The 18,802-nt window shown below is 66.9% G+C and carries 17 protein-coding genes and 1 pseudogene; 3 read left to right on the forward strand and 15 right to left on the reverse strand.

Translation table 11 applies throughout. The features are described from left to right. Nucleotides 1-117 precede the first annotated feature (117 nt). The 6 genes from J8I34_RS22805 to flhB form a co-directional block, all read right to left on the reverse strand. Nucleotides 118-546 (reverse strand): flagellar protein FlhE, encoded by a 429-nt coding sequence (locus J8I34_RS22805; RefSeq protein ID WP_209773517.1) that lies wholly within the window; start codon nt 544-546, stop codon nt 118-120. Further along, on the reverse strand, nt 546-1,262 hold the full coding sequence (locus tag J8I34_RS22810; protein WP_029050128.1) for an RNA polymerase sigma factor FliA: 717 nt from the start codon (nt 1,260-1,262) through the stop codon (nt 546-548). The genes J8I34_RS22805 and J8I34_RS22810 overlap by 1 nt, the downstream gene beginning before the upstream one ends. 102 nt (nt 1,263-1,364) lie before the next feature. Continuing rightward, on the reverse strand, nt 1,365-2,159 hold the full coding sequence (locus J8I34_RS22815) for a MinD/ParA family ATP-binding protein (protein WP_035878726.1): 795 nt from the start codon (nt 2,157-2,159) through the stop codon (nt 1,365-1,367). Between the two features lie 11 nt (nt 2,160-2,170). Next, a complete protein-coding gene (gene flhF, locus J8I34_RS22820; protein ID WP_209807078.1) occupies nt 2,171-4,543 on the reverse strand; it encodes a flagellar biosynthesis GTPase FlhF in 2,373 nt (790 codons plus the stop codon). Nucleotides 4,544-4,613: 70 nt separating this feature from the next. Continuing rightward, complete coding sequence (gene flhA, locus J8I34_RS22825; protein ID WP_209807079.1) at nt 4,614-6,695, reverse strand: flagellar biosynthesis protein FlhA; 2,082 nt, start codon at nt 6,693-6,695, stop codon at nt 4,614-4,616. After that, nucleotides 6,692-7,834, reverse strand: a complete 1,143-nt coding sequence (gene flhB / locus J8I34_RS22830) for a flagellar biosynthesis protein FlhB (protein ID WP_209807080.1) — start codon at nt 7,832-7,834, stop codon at nt 6,692-6,694. The genes flhA and flhB overlap by 4 nt, the downstream gene beginning before the upstream one ends. Nucleotides 7,835-8,241: 407 nt before the next feature. Here flhB and J8I34_RS22835 point away from each other — a divergent pair, with 407 nt between their 5' ends. From J8I34_RS22835 to J8I34_RS22840, 3 genes and pseudogenes are all read left to right on the forward strand, one after another. Then, the gene (locus J8I34_RS22835; RefSeq protein ID WP_156914508.1) at nt 8,242-8,598 is read left to right on the forward strand and encodes a hypothetical protein; all 357 of its coding nucleotides are present in this window, start codon (nt 8,242-8,244) and stop codon (nt 8,596-8,598) included. 45 nt (nt 8,599-8,643) lie between these two features. Then, nucleotides 8,644-8,862, forward strand: a pseudogene (locus J8I34_RS34810) (IS5/IS1182 family transposase); the annotation flags it as partial. A gap of 22 nt (nt 8,863-8,884) precedes the next feature. Further along, nucleotides 8,885-9,817 carry a hypothetical protein gene (locus J8I34_RS22840; RefSeq protein ID WP_209773506.1) on the forward strand — a complete coding sequence of 311 codons (933 nt, stop codon included), beginning with the start codon at nt 8,885-8,887 and terminating at the stop codon, nt 9,815-9,817. A 506-nt stretch (nt 9,818-10,323) separates the two neighbouring features. Here the strand turns inward: J8I34_RS22840 and cheZ are convergent. The 9 genes from cheZ to motA all read right to left on the reverse strand — a co-directional run bounded on the left by cheZ (nt 10,324) and on the right by motA (nt 18,714). Continuing rightward, nucleotides 10,324-10,959: a protein phosphatase CheZ gene (gene cheZ, locus J8I34_RS22845; protein WP_209807081.1), complete on the reverse strand. Its 636-nt coding sequence runs from the start codon at nt 10,957-10,959 to the stop codon at nt 10,324-10,326. Between the two features lie 19 nt (nt 10,960-10,978). Next, entirely contained in the window at nt 10,979-11,365 is a 387-nt protein-coding gene (gene cheY / locus J8I34_RS22850) for a chemotaxis response regulator CheY (RefSeq protein ID WP_029049982.1), read from the reverse strand. A gap of 92 nt (nt 11,366-11,457) precedes the next feature. Then, nucleotides 11,458-12,531, reverse strand: a complete 1,074-nt coding sequence (locus J8I34_RS22855) for a protein-glutamate methylesterase/protein-glutamine glutaminase (protein ID WP_209807082.1) — start codon at nt 12,529-12,531, stop codon at nt 11,458-11,460. A 21-nt stretch (nt 12,532-12,552) separates the two neighbouring features. Further along, nucleotides 12,553-13,236, reverse strand: a complete 684-nt coding sequence (gene cheD / locus J8I34_RS22860) for a chemoreceptor glutamine deamidase CheD (protein WP_209807083.1) — start codon at nt 13,234-13,236, stop codon at nt 12,553-12,555. Beyond that, a complete protein-coding gene (locus tag J8I34_RS22865) occupies nt 13,236-14,159 on the reverse strand; it encodes a CheR family methyltransferase (protein WP_209807084.1) in 924 nt (307 codons plus the stop codon). Before J8I34_RS22865 ends, cheD begins: the two co-directional genes overlap by 1 nt. A gap of 33 nt (nt 14,160-14,192) precedes the next feature. Beyond that, nucleotides 14,193-14,687 carry a chemotaxis protein CheW gene (locus J8I34_RS22870; RefSeq protein WP_209773495.1) on the reverse strand — a complete coding sequence of 165 codons (495 nt, stop codon included), beginning with the start codon at nt 14,685-14,687 and terminating at the stop codon, nt 14,193-14,195. A gap of 34 nt (nt 14,688-14,721) precedes the next feature. Further along, on the reverse strand, nt 14,722-16,779 hold the full coding sequence (gene cheA / locus J8I34_RS22875; RefSeq protein WP_209807085.1) for a chemotaxis protein CheA: 2,058 nt from the start codon (nt 16,777-16,779) through the stop codon (nt 14,722-14,724). Nucleotides 16,780-16,853: 74 nt separating this feature from the next. Continuing rightward, nucleotides 16,854-17,825 carry a flagellar motor protein MotB gene (gene motB / locus J8I34_RS22880; RefSeq protein ID WP_209807086.1) on the reverse strand — a complete coding sequence of 324 codons (972 nt, stop codon included), beginning with the start codon at nt 17,823-17,825 and terminating at the stop codon, nt 16,854-16,856. Between the two features lie 25 nt (nt 17,826-17,850). Next, the gene (motA, locus tag J8I34_RS22885; RefSeq protein ID WP_029049989.1) at nt 17,851-18,714 is read right to left on the reverse strand and encodes a flagellar motor stator protein MotA; all 864 of its coding nucleotides are present in this window, start codon (nt 18,712-18,714) and stop codon (nt 17,851-17,853) included. Between the last annotated feature and the right edge of the window lie 88 nt (nt 18,715-18,802).

Raw genomic sequence — 18,802 nt, forward strand, 5'->3', positions numbered from 1 at the left:
ACGTTTCTTCTTCATCGGCATATCCATGGTCATTACCTCTCATGATATGCCTCGTACACAAAATTCCGGATAGGTCCGGTAGCTACTTGATGCCGAGCCGCAAGGCACAACAAAACCCTACCGAAACCCAACAACCACCTCATTACTCCGCCCCTGCAAAACCGGCACCAGGCTCCCCTGCCCCGGCACCCGAAACGCAAACACAAAGCCCTTGGTAGCATCATCCCCGGAGAACGCTGACGTCTGCCCCTCAGCCTGGGGCAGCATCACGCACCGCTGCGCATTGCAGAGATAGGCCTGCAGTTCCACGGGCGGCGTCTGAGCGAAGCGATAGCGCCACCGCACCGTGGTAATCACCCCTTCAGCCTGCGGCAACACCCCCACCGGCTGAATAGGCGCCGATACGGCCCGCTGCCCCCGCCCATGCAACGCCGGCCCATTGACCGACCCGGTCCACGCATGCCGCGTACCGCCTTCGGTCGCGGCCCAGGCACAGGCAGACACAGCCATGAGTGCGAGACCGGCGCCGCGCGCCAGGCCGGCCATCACAACAACCCACGCATCTGATTCCGCAACCGCGTAATCGCCTGCCCCCGGATCTGGCACACCCGTGACTCGGTCACATCCAGCACCGCCCCGATCTCCCGCAGGTTCAGCTCCTGGTCATAGCACAGCGACAGCACCAGCTTCTCGCGCTCGGGCAGCCGGTCGATGGCGCGGATCAGCGCCTGGCGCATGCCGCTTTCCATCAGCACGGTCAGCGGATTGCCGTCGTCGCTGCCGCCAAGATGGCGGTCGAGGAAATCCTCTTCGCCGGAGCGCTCGAAATCCTCGTAGTGCAGCAGCTGGCAGCCATAGACTTCGTTGAGCAGGACCTGGTATTCATCCAGCGGCATTTCCATCGCCTCGGCCACCTCGGAATCGATCGGCGTGCGTCCGAGCTTCTGCTCGAGCGAGCGCTGGGTGCGTTCGATGCGCCGCGTGAACTGGCGCAGGCTGCGCGACTGCCAGTCGTTGGCGCGCACCTCGTCGAGCATGGCGCCGCGGATGCGCTGGCTGGCGTAGGTCTCGAAGCGCGCGCCGTGGGTGTCTTCATAGCGCTTGGCGGCATCGAGCAGGCCGATCATGCCGGCCTGGATCAGGTCGTCGATCTGCACGCTGGCAGGCAGCTTGGCGGCCAGCTGCAGGGCGATGCGACGCACCAGCTGTGCGTGCGCCTTGACCACATCGGCCTGGTCGAGCTTTCCCTGGATCGTGTACATGGTGCAATTCTCGTGAATGCTGGATTGCTGGACGGACGCGCCACGCGGCGCACCGGCTGGCTCAGGGTCTGGTTCGTCGGTAAGGCATGGTTCGCGCGGCGCTCATGCCGGCACCGGCGTCGCGGCGGAGGCTGGCGCCTCGGTGCGCAGCGGCCAGCCGCCGATGCTGCCGGCGGTGCGGCGCAGCGCGCTGGTCGCGGGTGCGGCCGGGAAAGCCTCGACCACGCAGCGGCCAAGCTGCACCCCGCGCGCCACCAGCGGATCGGCCGGCAGCCAGCCGGCGCACAGCACTTCCACGCCCAGGTACTGGCTGGCGGTGCGCGCGAGGTTGCGCAGGATCGCCTGCACGGCGGCTTCGGCGGCGGCCATGTTGACCACCAGGTGGAAGCGGCGCCAGGCGTACAGGTGGTGCAGGCGCTTGACGCAGGCATACGCGGCGGTGATCGACGCCAGTTCCGGGCGCATCACGATCACCACGTTGTGCGCGCTGCCGGCAAAGGGCGACAGCGCGCCTTCGGCATCGGCAGTGGCATCGACCAGCACGCTGCGGAAGGCCGACAGCGCCGCGGCGGGCACCTCAAGCCCTGCGCGCTGGCGGCCGGCCGGCAGCACCGATACCGCGCCGCCGGTGCCGGCGCCCGCCGCGGCTTCCAGGGGCAGGCGTCCTTCCTGCACGTCGGCGAGCGTGCCAGCCGGCGTCGCGCCGGCGAGTCTGGTTGCGCGCGCCGTGGCCGGGTCTTCGTCGAGCAGCAGCACGCGCTCGCCCTGCATCGCCAGCGCGTGCGACAAGCCCAACGCCACCGTGGTGGCGCCGGCACCGCGCTCGCTGGCCACCACGGCAATGCGGCGCGTGGCGCGCGGGGCCAGCATGCGCCGCAGGCTCTCTGCCTGGTCCATGGCAAGGGTGCTCACTGCAGGGCTCCCATGGTATCGACTCCCATCGCATCGGACCGCATCGCATCGACCACCTCCACGGCAGCGGCAGGTGCCGCCGCCGTGCGGCCGGGATAGTTCTCCAATACGTCGAGCAGCGCCAGCATGCGGCCCATGCCTTCATTGAGCACGGTGCCCGGCACCGCCGCGCCGGCACGCACGGTGCGGCCGGCCAGCCGTGCCAGGAACGCCGGCGCGGTCGCGGTTGGCGCGTGTTCGAGGCGCAGCACCGACATGCCAAGCTGCAGCGCCGCGAGTGTGGCACTGGCGGCGTGGCCGGCTTCGGCGTCCTGCGCGAAGTGGTCGGCGGCATGGCGCAGCGTGCGCAGGCGCGTTTCGGCCGTGTCCGACCATGGCGTCCAGTGCGCCACCTGCGCCGCGTCCGGCGCCAGCACCGGGTCGCACAACGAATAGCGGGTATCGAGCAGCTCGCCGCTGGCGCGATCGACCAGGCGCACCACCACCAGGCAGGCATCGATCCCGCCTTCCGGGGCGCCCTTGCCACGCGCGGGGCTGTCGGGCACGCGCACGTCGGCGGTGGCGAGCCAGCGCACGGCGTCGCGCTCGCGCACGACGGCGTCGCCGACGGCGTGGAAGGTCAGCGTATCGGCGAGCGCATCGAGCTTCCAGGCGGCGCCTGCGCTGATCACGCGCACGGTCTTGCGCGCGCCCGCGATCCAGCGTTCTCCGGCCTGCTGCCAGCGCGCCAGCGTGGCGGCGGACGGCATCGCGTCGACCAGGTTGACCACCTTGCGCGCGGCGCTCATGGCCGCGCGCAGGTTGGCGGCCTCGGCATCGGCTTCGCCCAGCGGCTGGCCGGCGCGGCCGGCGGCGGTGACGGTGGCGGCCAGCGGCGTGCCGCTGCGGTCGCCCAGCCACAGCGTGTGCTGCAGCGGCTGCGGCGCGCGGCGGCCGGGCACGCTGACCGGCAGCGTGGCCGCCAGCGCCAGCACGTACTGGTCGCAGGCACGGTTGACGTCGCGGCAGACCGCTTCGCGCACCTGCTGCGCCATCGCGCGCAGCGCGGTATCGCCCGCGGTGCGCTGCTGCCACAGCGAGCGCGCCAGGTCGAAGCCGAGGCCGGCGTGGTTGAGCTCCGCGACACATTGGCCCAGCGCGTCGGCGCTGTCGGTCAGCGAGCGCAGCACGTCTTCGGCACCGCCCTTCCCACCGTTCCCGGCCGGCTCGTCCGCGACCGCCTGGCGGCGGCGCGCGACGTCGGCATCGGCGAAGACCGAGCCGCGGCGCGGCGTCAGGAAGGCGCGTTCGACCAGCGCGGCGCTGCTGGCCAGCTCCAGGTGCTCGGGCACGCGCTGCCCGGTGGAGGCGTAGAACACCGGCAGGCGGTGGCGGATCACCACGTCGAGCACGGAGCCCAGGTGCGTGGCCTCATCCAGCTTGCTGATGATGCAGCCGTCGATGCCGCCGCCATCGGGCGCGGCATCGTGGCGGTAGGCATGCACGACTTCATTGAGCGTGTCGCCGTGGCTGGCGCCATTGAGCAGCAGCACGCGCTGCATCGGCGCGGGCACGCCGGCCAGCATGGCGATCTGCTCCGACAGGCTGCGGTCGCGCTGGCTCATGCCGACGGTGTCGATGATGACCAGGTGCTTGTCCTTCATCGCCGCCAGCGCGAAGCGCAGGTCGGCGGCGTCCTTCACCGCATGCACCGGCACCCCGAGGATGTCGCCGTAGATGCGCAGCTGTTCATGCGCACCGATACGGAAGCTGTCGGTGGTCAGCAGCGCCAGCTTGTCGGCGCCGTGGCGCAGCACGAAGCGCGCCGCCAGCTTGGCGGTGGTGGTGGTCTTGCCCACGCCGGTGGGCCCGATCAGCGCCAGCACGCCGCCCTGCGCAAACAGATGGTCTTCGTCGCCCAGCACCGGCACCTTGCTGGCCAGTTCCTTGCGGATCCACGTCCTCGCGGCCGGACGGTCGTAGCCCAGCGGCAGGCGCGCCAGCAGCGTGCGCGCGAGCTGGCCGGAGAAGCCGGCGCCCACCAGCCATTCGAACAGCGATTCACGCAGCGGATCGCCGGCGGCAACACCGTGGCCTGCAGCGGTGGGCGCATTGCCGATGCCGGCAAGCTGGCGTTCCAGCATCGCGCGCATCGACTGCAGCTCGCCGCGCAGGTCGCCAATGGCTGCAGTCTCGGTCGCGGGCACGGGTGGCACGTAGGCCTGCGCGCTGGCCGACACGCTGTCCAGGTCGGCATCGCGCATGGCAACAATCTCGACACCGCCCTCCACGGTACGGTTGGACAGCACCACGGCATCGGGGCCCATGGCTTCGCGCACCTGGCGCATGGCCTCACGGCCGTTGGCGGCGACAAATTTGGCTACGCTCATCGTTGGCTCTGTCGTTGGCTTTGTCGTTGGCTTTGTCGTTGGCTTTGTCGTTGGCTTTGTCGTTGGCACCTCACGCGCCGATCATGGCGGTGATGCGGATATTGCGGTTGTCAGGCACTTCGGCGTGCGACAGCACCCTCAGCTGCGGCAGCGTGCGGCGCAGGAAGCGCGCCATCAGCGGGCGCAGCTGCGACGGCACCAGCAGCACCGGGTCCAGCCCCATCTGCTCCTGGCGCGTGACCGCGCCCTGGGTCTGCTGCAGCAGCGCATCGGCCAGCCCCGGCTCGATGCCGCCGCCGTTGGTCAGCGCGTGCGACAGCACCCGCTCCAGCCCGGCGTCGAGGCCGATCACCTGCAGGTCGGCGTTGTTGGGGAACAGCTGCTGCGTGATGGCGCGGCCCATCGCCACGCGCACCATCGCGGTCAGTTCGTTGGGGTCGCTGATCTTGGGCGCGTGCTCGGCCACCACGTCGAGGATGGTGCGCATGTCGCGGATCGCCACGCCTTCGTCGAGCAGGTTCTGCAGGATCTTCTGCAGCGCCGTCAGCGAGATGGTCTTGGGCACCAGGTCTTCGGTCAGCTTGGGCGCATCCCTGGCGATGCGGTCCAGCAGCGCCTGCACTTCCTGCCGGCCGAGCAGTTCGGCCGCATGCATGTGGATCAGGTGGTTCAGGTGCGTGGCGACCACCGTGCTGGCATCGACAACGGTATAGCCGTAGGACTGCGCCTGCTCCTTGATGCCGGCGTCGATCCACACCGCCGGCAGGCCGAAGGCGGGATCGCGCGTGGCCGCGCCAGGCAGCGTGCCGCTGACCTGGCCCGGGTTGATCGCCATCCACTGCCCAGGCATCGCTTCGCCGCGGCCGATCTCGACGCCCTTGAGCGTGATGCGGTAGGCATTGGGCTTGAGCTCCAGGTTGTCGCGGATATGCACGACCGGCACCAGGAAGCCGATTTCCTGCGCCACCTTCTTGCGGATGCTCTTGATGCGGCCGAGCAGTTCGCCGTCCTGCGCGCGGTCGACCAGCGTGATCAGGCGATAGCCCACTTCCATGCCAAGCGGGTCGACCAGCGCGACGTCGTCCCAGCTGGCTTCGGTCGATTCCTGCGCCACCGCGGGCGTGCGTTCCTCGCGCTGCTTCACCTGCTGCTGCGTCGCCGCCTTGCGCGACAGGTAGCGGCCCATCCAGACCAGCGCGCCGGCGAGCAGCAGGAAGGCGAAATGCGGCATGCCCGGGATGATGCCCATCAGGCCCATGATGCCGGCGGTCAGGTACAGCACGCGCGGGTTGGAGAAGAGCTGCCCGGTCAGCTGTTCGCCGACGTCCTGCTCATTGGCCACGCGCGACACGATCACGCCAGCCGCGGTGGAGATCACCAGCGCCGGGATCTGCGCGACCAGGCCGTCGCCGATGGTCAGCAGCGTGTAGTTGTGCACGGCGGTGCCGAAGTCGAGGTCGTGCTGCACCATGCCCACCACCATGCCGGCGGCGACGTTGATGAACATGATGATCAGGCCCGCTACGGCGTCGCCGCGCACGAACTTGCTGGCACCGTCCATGGCGCCGTAGAAGTCCGATTCCTGCGCCACTTCGGCGCGGCGCTTCTTGGCTGCGGCTTCATCGATCAGGCCGGCGTTGAGGTCGGCATCGATCGACATCTGCTTGCCGGGCATCGAGTCCAGCATGAAGCGCGCGCCCACCTCGGCGATCCGTCCCGCGCCCTTGGTGATGACCATGAAGTTGATCACCACCAGGATCGCGAACACCACGATACCGACCGCGAAGTTGCCGCCCACCAGGAAGTGGCCGAATGCTTCCACCACCTTGCCGGCGGCGTCCGGGCCGGTATGGCCTTCGAGCAGCACCACGCGTGTGGAAGCGACGTTCAGCGACAGGCGCAGCAGCGTGGTAAACAGCAGCACCGCGGGGAACGCGGCAAAGTCCAGCGGTTTCTGCGTGTACATGCTGACCAGCAGCACCATGATCGCCAGCGCGATATTGAAGGTAAACAGCAAGTCCAGCACGAAGGCCGGCAGCGGCAGGATCATCATCCCCAGGATCATGATGATCAGCAGCGGCCCGGTGAAGGCCTTCATCTGGCCGGCCGAGCGCAGGCCAGGCAGGTTCAACAGCGAGCTCAGAGCGTTCATTCGGCGCTTTCCGGTACGGCGAGTTCATCAGGCACCGGCAGGTCCGACGGCGCCTGCGGCTGCGGGCCCTGCGAGTAGTGCCAGTGCTTCAGTTGGTAGACCCAGGCCAGCACTTCGGCCACGGCGGTATAGAGTCCTGCGGGAATCTCGTGGCCCAGCTCCACGTGGCGGTGCAGCGCGCGCGCCAGCGGCGGCGCCGACATCAGGGGCACGCGGTGCTCGGCCGCCAGCGCGCGGATGCGCGCGGCGACTTCGCCGGTGCCCTTGGCCACCACGCGCGGCGCGCCCATGCGGCCTTCCTCATAACGCAGTGCCACGGCGAAGTGCGTGGGGTTGGTCACCACCACGTCAGCCCTGGGCACCTCGGTCATCATGCGGCGGCGCGCCATGGCGCGCTGCTGCTGGCGGATGCGGTTCTTGATATGCGGGTCGCCCTCGCTCTCCTTGAATTCCTGCTTGACCTCTTCCTTGGTCATGCGCAGCTTCTTGAAGAACTCCCAGTACTGCCAGGGCACGTCGATGGCCGCCACCACCAGCAGCGACAGCGACACCACCAGGCAGCAGTACAGCACCAGGTCGACCATGTGCAGCAGCGCTTCCTGCACCGGCGCGTTCATCAGCGCGATGGCTTCCGGCAGGCGCTGCCACAGCACCCAGGCCCCGACCGCGCCCACCAGCAGCGACTTGGCCACGGCCTTGAGGAGCTCGACCAGCGAGTGCGCGGAGAACATGCGGCCCAGCCCGGCGATCGGCGACATGCGCGAGAACTGCGGCGCGAACGCCTTGGCCGAGAACACCCAGCCGCCCAGCATCAGCGGCGCGGCCAGCGCGGCAACGCAGAACAGCAGCAGCAGCGGCAGGAAGGCGAGCAGGCTGTCCCATACCATCAGGGCGAAGCGCGACAGCATGCGCGAGGTATCGAAGGCGGTTTCCCGCTCGAAGCGCAGCGCGCCCTGCATGACCTGGTTGAGGCTGCGACCCATGTGGCCCCCCAGCGTCCACAGCCCGACGACGCCGGCGATCAGCATGATGAACGTGGCCAGCTCGCGCGAACGCACCACCTGCCCCTCCTCGCGCGCCTTTTCCAGGCGCCGGGGTGAGGCGGGTTCGGTTTTCTCGAGATCGCTTTCTTCGGACATCCACGCTCCGTGCGAAGCGGGCAAGCCGCTATTCGTCAGGTCGGATTATCGAAGCGTGGGGGGTTTCCCATTCATGGGAAAAGGCGGGGGATTTGGGTGTTGTTTGGGAAATGGGGGGTGATTGGGGGTTAACGGCGGGCGGGTTGGGGGACTTTAGGGGAAAGTGGAGAAGCCGTCGACTGGCGGGCGGCTTGAAGCAAGCCAGTGACCCGTCCTGAACAAGGTTGACAATGAGGTGGGAGCCCTCCTGCGCATCGAGAATATGGGAAGCAGACCGAGGTGGTTGTGGTCGGCCGTCAGGCATCCTGGGTTGAGTCGCATGCTGATAGAGAGCCTCGCCATTCCCATGGTGCGCTACCGACCAAACTGGGCCGCAGCGCTTGCGACTGCCGCCTAGAATGCTCTGCATGCCCCGCATTGTCATCTTTATTCTCGTGCTGCTCTTGCCGCTGCAGGTAGCTTCTGCAGGGCCCTGGCACGTCACGTACGCGCACGACCAGGTGCTGGAGCAAACGGAACAAGCGGAACAAACGCCGGAATATATTTCTCTTCATTATGGCGAAGACGGAAGCATGCAATATGGCGGCCGCGATGCCTCGTTTCTCCATGAACTGGACGTCGACGAGCACACAGAGCTTAGCGCAATACTGTCAAGTAATAACCTGGGCCTGACCTCTCAGGGCCAACTCACCCCGCCTTTTTTTGCTGGCGCTACGCCAAGTCTCATCCCCAATCGCATCCTTCGTCCGCCGCGCGCCCTCTGACGGAGGGACACAGGTCTGATCGCAGACAGCGGCGCCGCGATGTGCAAGCCACTACACGCCGCCGGTATTGCGACCGAGATCGCCGGCCGAGGCCAGCCGTACGGCAGCGGCCCAGCCAAGACCTGCTAAGTCGTCGAACGAACGATCGCCTGGCCAGCACAACCTCAGGTATTTGCGTTTCCGCTTCGGGCGACTTGGCATCATTCAATGAAGCCTTCCTGAAAAATGGCTTGCTGCATCATCTGCTGGCAGCCATCTCAGGAGATCACTTTTTCAGGTTCAAGTCATGGTTTCGTTCCCGAATGGAAAGAAATTCGCCTTTACCATCTTCGACGACACGGATCTGTCGACCGTCGCCAACACCAAGCCGGTCTATGACCTGCTCGACCGTTGCGGGCTGAGGACCACCAAGTCAACCTGGGTCTATCCGTCGCGCGGCAAGTGTGCCGGACAGTCGCTGGCCGACGCAGACTATCGCGACTGGCTGATCGAGTTGTCACGCAAGGGTTTTGAGATTGGGCTGCACAACATCGGCGACGGCTCATTCTCGCGCGAGGAAATTGCCGCTGGGCTGGAGATATTCAGGGAAACTTTCGGCTGCTACCCGAAGGTGCATACCAACCATGTCTCCAACCCCGACAATCTCTACTGGTGGAGCAAGCGGTTCGAGTTTCCCTTCAACCTGCTGTACCAGTTGGCCAGCCGCGTCAGGCGCAGGGCCGGTTCGCTGGTCGGGGGTGACGACCCGGCGGGCAGCCACTACTGGGGCGACCTCTGCCGAGACAGGATCACCTATGTCAGGAACTTGACTGTCAACCAGATCGACACGCTGCGCATGGACCGGCGGATGCCATACCACATCAAGTCCAAGCCACTAGTCAAATACTGGTTCAGTTCTTCCGACGGCCACGACGTCCGGGTCTTCAACTCGCTGATCACCAGGAAGAACGTGGAGCAGCTCGAAGCCACCGGCGGCGTGTGCATCGTCTATACGCACTTCGCCTATGGCTTTGTCAAACACGGCGTCCTCGACGAGACCTTCCGGCAAGGGATCGAGTTCCTGGCCAGCAGGGGTGGCTGGTTTGTGCCGGTCGGCACGCTCCTGGACCATCTCATCAGTGACAGGGGCGGCGAGGATCCGGGCTATGCGTACCGCCTTTGGACCAACCTTCGCTGGGGCATTGATCGGATACTCAAACAGGCGCGCTTCGGTATATAGCGGAACGACGCCAGGAGTGCACCTTGACGTAAGGCCCGCCACGCGACCCGGCGCGCCTTACCGCTATAGCCCCGCTACCGGCCACCTTGCCCTTTAGAATTAGGGAAAACACCAGCCCCCGCGATCCCACGATGAACCAGGAACTGCCCCCAGCCTCAGGTCCCCCGCAGACCGTCGACGTCTGACCGACGATCAAATCGATACCCCCCTTTTCATACAGGTTCAGTCCCGCTCCCCGGGTACTGATGGGGGTGGGCGGGCGCAAGGCAGGGTTAGCAGACCGGAGAATAGGCGAAAGCCGGCGAGCCCGGAGGCTCCCCTGCCAGGGCCCGCCCATGGAAGGGGCGTGCAAAGGCACGGCGAACGTAAGGATACCGCCGAAGGGCGGTCGTTCGGCTTATTCATCCGGGCTGCTAAACCCGGTCGCCGCAAGCGCAGCGACGAACCCAGTATGAGCAGCAAGCGCGAGTATGGGCAAACTCTTAAAAAGCGCGCCAACCAAAACGTCAGAACCCCAAACTCGCCAGCAGATCATCCACCTGCGACTGGTCCGACACCACGTCGGCCTTGCCCTCCGGATTCACCTGCGGCCCGTTCATCAGCGTCGACGGCGCCTGCGCTTCCACGCGGCGTTCGGACGGGACATTGTCGATCAGCACCTGCAGCAACTCCTGCTCCAGCGTGCGGATCATGTCCATCATCTTCTTGATCACCTGCCCGGTCAGGTCCTGGAAGTCCTGCGCCATCATGATGTCAAGCAGGTGGCTGTTGGTGGCGCGGGCCTGGCCTGGCACCTCGGACAGGAAAGCGCGCGTGTCGAGCACCAGCGAGCGGGCGTCGGCCAGCTCCACCGGCTGCTCGAACCACGCACCCCAGCGCTTGTCCAGGGTCTCGGCCTGCCGCTCGATGTCGGACTGGATCGGCTGCGCCAGTTCGACCGCGTTCAGCGTGCGCTCGGCGGCTTGCTCGGTCATCGCCGCGATGTAGTTGAGGCGGTCGCGCGCATCGGGAATGGCCTGCGCGGCGCGCTCGATTTCCTTGTCCAGGCCGAGCTCGCGCATATTGTCGCGCAGCATCCGCGTCAGGTTGCCGATGCGCAGGATCAGTTGCTCGGCCGAATCGTTGCTCAGCGTCGGAGTCATGGCAAAGGGCTCCTCTGGATCAACCGCCGAGCTTCTCGAAGATCTTGGTGATCTTCTCGTCCAGCGTGGCTGCGGTGAACGGCTTGACCACGTAGCCGTTGGCGCCGGCCTGGGCCGCGGCGATGATGTTTTCCTTCTTGGCCTCGGCCGTCACCATCAGCACCGGCATCTTGCCGATGTTCGCGTCGGCGCGGATCGCCTGCAGCATCGACAGGCCGTCCATGTTGGGCATGTTCCAGTCCGAGATCACGAACTGGAAGCTGCCGTCCCTGGCCTTCTCCAGGCCGGCGGCGCCGTCCTCGGCTTCCTCGACGTTGACGAATCCCAGCTCCTTGAGCAGGTTGCGGATGATCCGGCGCATGGTCGGGAAATCGTCCACGACCAGGATCTTGATGCTCTTGTCCACTTTGAGGGCTCCAGGTAAATGCAGTGTTGGCTAGTCGGTCCAGCTTGTTGTTTCAGCTTGTTGTCTGGGCTTGTTGAGGTTCCCGGGTCCGTTCAGACCCGTTGCGCGCGGGTGCCGTACGTGGCCAGGCGCGCCATCACGCGCTGGGTCATCGCCGGCAAGGGCACGATTTCATGCACGCCGCCGGTGGCGATCGCCTCCTTCGGCATGCCAAACACGATGCAGGTGTGCTCGTCCTGCGCCAGGTTATAGGCACCGGCCTCGCGCATGCGCAGCATGCCGCGCGCGCCGTCCTTGCCCATGCCGGTCAGGATCACGCCGATCACGTTCTTGCCGCCATGCTCGGCGGCCGAATCGAACAGCACGTCGACCGAGGGCCGGTGCCGGTTGACCGGCGCTTCCTGCGACAGGTGCGCGACATAGTTGGCGCCGCTGCGCGCCAGGCGCAGGTGCGAGTCGCCCGGCGCGATGTACGCATGGCCAGGCAGCACGCGTTCGCCGTGCTCGGCTTCCTTTACGGTGATGCGGCACAGCCCGTCCAGGCGCTGCGCGAACGAGCGCGTAAAGCCGGCCGGCATATGCTGCACGATCATGACCGCGGGGCTGTCGGGCGGCAGCGGCATCAGGAATTCCTTGATCGCCTCGGTGCCGCCGGTGGAGGCGCCCAGGATGATCAGCTTCTCCGTCGACAGCAGCGGGCTGCGCAGTATCGGCGCGGGAGCACTGGCGCCCGGGGCCGGCTGCGCCGCCGCGCGCACGCGCGCGCGCGCTGCGGCGCGCAGCTTGTCGGCAATGGTATCGGTGTATTCCAGCAGCCCGTCGCGGATGCCGAGCTTGGGCTTGGTAACGAAATCCACCGCGCCCAGTTCCAGCGCGCGCATGGTGATTTCCGAACCGCGCTCGGTCAGCGACGACACCATCAGCACCGGCATCGGCCGCAGCCGCATCAGGCGCTCCAGGAAATCGAGGCCGTCCATGCGCGGCATTTCGACGTCCAGCGTCAGCACGTCCGGATTCAGGCGCTTGATCAGGTCGCGCGCCACCAGCGGGTCGGGCGCGGTGCCAACCACTTCCATGTCGGGCTGGCTGTTGATGATCTCCGTCATCAGGCTGCGGATCAGCGCGGAATCGTCCACGCAGAGCACCTTGATCTTGGCGGCAGTCATAGGAATTCGTGCTCGGTTGGGTCAGGGAAGCTGGCGCGTGGAAGACTGCCGCGCAAACAGTTCGGGGGCGCGCTCCGGCGCGCGCACCGGGATCCTGGCCGACGTGGCGATGGCGCGGGCCAGCGCGCGCTCGTCGCGCGCCACCGAGACCGCGTCGTCCTGCCGCGTCAGGCGGCGCACCAGCGCCAGCCCGCCGATCGGGAAATAGCTGACGCGGCGCGCATGCGGGCCGCGCAGGTCCTGCGCCGCGACGCGGATCTCTTCGGCCTTGAGGTAGCGCAGCACGAAATCCGCGTTGCGGTCGCCGATGTTCAGCGTGGTCATGTTGGCCAGCACCGCGCCGCCGCCGAAGACCTTGGCCTCCAGCCGCTCGCGCCGCGCGCCCATCTTGAGCAGCTCGTTGATCAGCACTTCGAGCGCGTAGCTGCCGTAGCGCATCGACGGCGACAGCATGCGGTCGGCGCCGCCGCTGGCGCCGCTGTTGCCACCTTCGTCGTCGGGCAGCATGAAGTGGTTCATGCCGCCGACGCCGGCGACCTCGTCGCGGATGCACGCGGCCACGCACGAACCCAGCACGGTGGTCAGCACCACGTCCTCGCGCGTCACGTAGTACTCGTTGGGCAGCAGCTTGACTGCCTGCTTGCCGAACTCGCGGTCGAAGTAGGTGCGCGTGGCCAGCGCCTCGGGAAGTTGGGGCGTGCGCATCAGGGCCTTCCCGCCCTGGCGGCATCGGGCGCCAGTTCGTAGACAGTCTGGCCGCGCAGCTGGAACGCGCGCGTGACGTAGGAAAAGTTCTCCGAGTGGCCGGCGAAGAGCAGGCCGTGCGGCTTGAGCAGCGGCACGAAGCGCTCCAGGATGCGTCCCTGCGTCGGCTTGTCGAAATAGATCATCACGTTGCGGCAGAAGATCGCATCGAACTGCTCGCGGATACCCCAATCGGGCGCGAGCAGGTTGAGCGGATCGAACGTGATGGTGGCGGCCAGCTCGGGCTTGACCCTGACCGAGCCCGTGCGCGGGCCGGTGCCCTTCAGGAAGAAGCGCTTGAGCCGTTCGGGCGACAGCCGCGCGACCTGATCGGCCGAATACACGCCGCTGCGGGCCTTGGCCAGCACCTGCGTGTCGATATCGGTGGCCAGCACGGTGGCGGCGCGGTCGCCCAGCGCCTCGGCCAGGGTGATGGCGATCGAGTACGGTTCTTCGCCGGTGGACGCCGCGGAGCACCACACGCTGTACGGGCGGCCGATCTTCTTTGCATGCTCGGCCAGCAGCGGGAAATGGTGCGATTCGCGGAAGAACGAAGTCAGGTTGGTCGTCAGCGAGTTGGTGAAGAACTCCCACTCGGGCGAGCGGTCATCCGCTTCCAGGATCGCCAGGTACGCGGCAAAGTCAGCCAGCTGCAGCGTGCGCAGGCGGCGCGCCAGGCGGCTGTAGACCATTTCGCGCTTGTGGCTGCCCAGCGAGATGCCCGCGCGCTTGTGGATCAGCGCGCGGATCTTCTCGAAGTCGCGCTCGGTCAGCAGGAAGTCGCGCATCTCGTCGCGCCGCGGGTTGGCGGCCGGCGCGGAGACTGCGCCCGCCAGGCCCTGGAGGCTGGCGGGAGCGCTGGCGGCAGTGCGGAACGGCGTCATGGCTGGCGTTTCAGGTTTGCGGCGGCGCCGGCGTCAGGCCAGCTCGGCCTCGACCAGCGCCATTTCGGGGCTGGTCATCAGCTTCTCGATATCGATCAGCACCAGCATGCGCCCGTCGACGGTGCCGAGACCCGTCAGGTGCTCGGTCGAGATCGACACGCCGAACTCCGGCGCCGGCTTGATCGCGTCGCCGGTCAGCGTCAGCACGTCCGACACGCCATCCACCACGATGCCGACCACGCGGCCGGCCACGTTGAGGATGATGACCACGGTCTGGTGGTCGTAGCGCACGTTGCCCAGGCGGAACTTCAGGCGAAGGTCGACGATCGGCACGATCACCCCACGCAGGTTGGTCACGCCCTTGATGAAATCTGGCGCGCTCGAGATGCGCGTGACGGTCTCGTAGCTGCGGATCTCCTGCACCTTGAGGATGTCGATGCCGTATTCCTCCGAGCCCAGCGTGAAGACCAGGAACTCCTGGCCCGAAGCGTCGCTTCCGGGGGTATCGATGTGTCCGATGCCGGCCATGATGTGTTTTCTCTTCCTGTAGTGGGTCGGTTGATTAGGCCAACGATGAAGCCAACGACGAGGCCAACGACGGCTCCTGCCGGCGAACGCCGGTGCGCTGCAGCGCGCCGACATCGACGATCAGCGCCACGCTGCCGTCGCCGAGGATGGTCGCCGCCGAGATGCACGGCACCTTGCGGTAGTTGGTTTCCAGGTTCTTCAGCACCACCTGGTGCTGGCCGATCAGCTGGTCCACCAGCAGCGCGAAGCGTTTGCCCTCGGCCTGCAGGATCACGGCAATGCCCTGCGTCGGCTCCTGCAGCGCGTCGGCAACGTTGAAGACTCGATGCATTTCCAGCAGCGGCAGGTATTCGCCGCGCACGTGCATGACGCGGTCGGAGTTGGCGGCGGTGTGCACGTCCTCGGCCTTGGGCTGCAGCGATTCCATCACGCAGTTCAGCGGCAGGATGAAAGTCTCTTCGCCGACCTTGACCGACATGCCGTCCAGGATCGCCAGCGTCAGCGGCAGCACGATGCGGATGGTGGTGCCCAGGCCCGGGCGCGAGCTGATCTGCACATGGCCGCCCATCTCCTGGATGTTGCGCTTGACCACGTCCATGCCCACGCCGCGGCCCGAGACGTCTGTGACGACTTCGGCGGTGGAGAAGCCCGGCGCGAAGATCAGCTGCCAGACTTCCTCGTCGCTGATGTTCTCGGATACCGGCAGGCCGTTCTGGATTGCCTTGGCCAGGATGCGCTCGCGGTTCAGGCCGCCGCCGTCGTCGCTGACCTCGATTACGATGTTGCCGCCGTGGTGCTGCGCGGACAGCACCAGCTGGCCGGTCGGATCCTTGCCAGCGGCGACGCGCTTGTCGGGGGTCTCGATGCCGTGGTCGAGGCTGTTGCGCACCAGGTGCGTGAGCGGATCGATGATGCGTTCGATCAGGCTCTTGTCGAGCTCGGTGGCCTTGCCGAAGGTGACCAGGTCGATCTGCTTGCCGAGCTTGCTGGCGAGGTCGCGCACCAGGCGCGGGAAGCGCGAGAACACATAGTCCATCGGCATCATGCGGATCGACATCACCGCTTCCTGCAGGTCGCGCGCGTTGCGCTCGAGCTGGCCCATGCCGGAGAACAGGCGGTCGAACAGCACTGGATCGAGCGACGACGCGGTCTGCGCCAGCATCGACTGGGTGATCACCAGTTCGCCAACCAGGTTGATGATCTGGTCGACCTTCTCGGTCGGGACGCGGATCGAGCCTTCGCCGTGCGCGGCGGCTGGGGCCGGCCTGGCCTTTTCCTTTTCCTTCTCGCGTGCGGCAGGCGCAGCAACGGCAGGGGCGGCCGCGGCCGCAACCGGCGCCGGAGCCGGCGCGGCCACTGGCGCAGGTGCCGGTGCCGCGGCCGTTGCATCGGTCGCGGCCTCGATCACGATCTGGTCCATGTCGATCACGAAGCAGCACACCGCGATGATGTCGTCGGCGCTGCACTGGGTGTTGAGCCACACCACCAGTTCGCCGTTGACCTCCTGCTGGCCGGTGATCTCGCCGAGGTTGGCGAGCTCTTCGCGCAGCAGCGCCTGGTCGTTGGCGGAGACCTTGACCAGCCGGATCTTCAGCGCGCCGCCGGCTACGGCAGCCGGCGCGGCAGCGGGAGCCGCGGCCGGAGCAGCAGCGGGCGCGGGGGCCGGCGCTGCCGCGGGTGCGCCCGCCTGGCCGGCGGCTTCCTGCGCGAGCTGCTGCAGCACGGCGCAGATGCGCGCCAGCGTTTCCGGATCGGGTTCGGTGCCGTTGCGGTAGGCGTTGAGCTGGTCTTGCAACACGTCCTTGGTTTCCAGAAAGGTGTCGATGATGGTCCTGGTCAACGCCAGTTCCTGCCGGCGCGTACGGTCCAGCAGGTTCTCGAAGATGTGAGTGGTCTCGGTCAGCGCCGCGAACCCGAAGGTGGCCGCTCCGCCCTTGATCGAATGCGCCGCCCGGAAGATCGCGTTCAGATGCTCCGGATCGGGAGACTCGATGTCCAGGCCGAGCAGCAGCTGCTCCATTTCCACGAGCAGTTCTTCCGCTTCTTCGAAGAAGGTCTGGTAAAACTGTGTGATATCGATATCGACAGACATGGCGTCCTGACTCACTAGGTTGCTGCGCTAGGCGCGGGCGCCGCCGGTGCGGCCGCGCCTGGTTGTTTGCTGCGTCATGGCTTGCGGCCCTGCGCTGCCGAAGCAGGCGCTGCCGAGGAGGCGGCCGCCAGGCCGGCCTGCATCTCCTGCGCTACCTTGCCGGCCTGCGCCGCCACCGAGACCTCGGCGGCGCTGGCGTTCTCGGCCTCGAAGCGCGCCTGCGCCTTCTGGTTGAGCACCACGATGCTGATGCGGCGGTTCACCGGCGCCAGCAGGTCGCCCTTGTCCAGCGGCATGGTCGCGGCCAGGCCCAGCACGCGCAGCACCTTGCCCTCCTGCATGCCGCCCGCGATCAGCTCGCGGCGCGATGCATTGGCGCGGTCGCTGGACAGCTCCCAGTTGCTGTAGGTGCGCTCGCCGTTGGAATAGTTGGCCGCATCGGTATGGCCGGACAGGCTGACCTTGTTCGGCAGCTCGTTCAGCACCGGGCCGATCTCGCGCAGGATGGTGCGCATATAGCTTTCGACGGCGGCGCTGCCGGTGCGGAACATCGGCCGGTTCTGCGTATCGAGGATCTGGATGCGCAGGCCTTCGCTGGTGATGTCGAGCAGCAGCTGCGGGCGGAACTGGCGCAGCACCGGGTTGTTCTCGATGATCTGCTCCAGGCGCTGCTTGAGCGCGCGCAGGCGCTGCCCTTCCTGCAGTTCGTTGCGGCGCTGTTCCTCGCTCGGATCGTTGTCGCGCGCGCGCATGACCTCGCCGTCCTTGCGCATGACGTCCATGCCGCCGCCCGGGATCACGCTGGGCGACTGGCTGCTCTTCTCGCCGCCGACGATGGCCGCCTTGAGCGGCATGCGGAAATACTCCGCGATGCCTTCCAGCGTCTTCTTGTTGGCGCTGGACAGCAGCCACAGCACCAGGAACAGCGCCATCATCGCCGTCATGAAGTCGGCGTACGCGATCTTCCAGCTGTGGTTGCCGTGCGGCCTGGCGTGCGATTTCGCCCGGCGGACGATGATCGGACGCATGTCATGTGCGCTGCTCATGGGGGTGCCTCCTGCCTTGCCGTGCTCAGTTCAGGCTCTTGACTTCGCGCACGTGGTCGTCGAGCTCGAGGAACGACGGCCGCACCGTGGAGTACAGCACCTTGCGGCCGAATTCCACCGCGACCAGCGGGGCGTAGCCGTTCAGGGAGGCGAGCAGCACCACCTTGATGCACTCGTAGACCTTGACGTTCTCGGACACCTGCAGCTCGATGCGCGCGGCCAGCGGCGAGATAAAGCCGTAGGCCAGCAGGATGCCCAGGAAGGTGCCGACCATGGCGTGCGCGATCAGCGCGCCCAGCTCCGCCGGCGGCAGGTCGGCCGAAGCCAGCGCGTGCACCACGCCCATCACCGCGGCGACGATGCCGAAGGCGGGCAGCGCATCGCCGACGCGCGACAGCGCATGGGCGGGAATCTCGGCCTCGTGGCGGAAGGTCTCGATCTCGTGGTCCATCAGGGCCTCGATCTCGAAGGCGTTCATGTTGCCGTTGACCATCATGCGCAGGTAGTCGGTGAGGAATTCCATCACCACCGGATCCGACAGGATGCGCGGATACTGGCTGAAGACGCTGCTGGAGGCGGGATCCGCGATTTCCTTTTCCAGGAACAGGATGCCCTCGCGGCGTGCCTTGGACAGCAGCACGTACAGCAGCGACATGACGTCGAGGTACAGCTCCTTCTTGTACTTGGAGCCTTTGAACAGGCCCGGCAGGGCGCGGGCGGTGGCCTTGATGGCCTTGGTGGTGTTGGTGGCGATGAAGGCACCGAAGGCGGCGCCGCCGATGATCACGAATTCCGCCGGTTGATATAGCGCGCCCATGTGGCCGCCGGTCATGGCGTAACCGCCAAGCACCGCGACAACCACGACGACATAGCCAAGAACTACTAGCACGATGGGATCCCCGTCAAAAAACGCGCGTCAGTCACGCACAATGGCCCGCGCACGGGCGAACGGGGAGTGGTCCGTCCGCCAGCGCTGC

Origin of the sequence: Cupriavidus phytohabitans, from assembly GCF_017815025.1 — a bacterium.
Lineage (GTDB): Bacteria > Pseudomonadota > Gammaproteobacteria > Burkholderiales > Burkholderiaceae > Cupriavidus.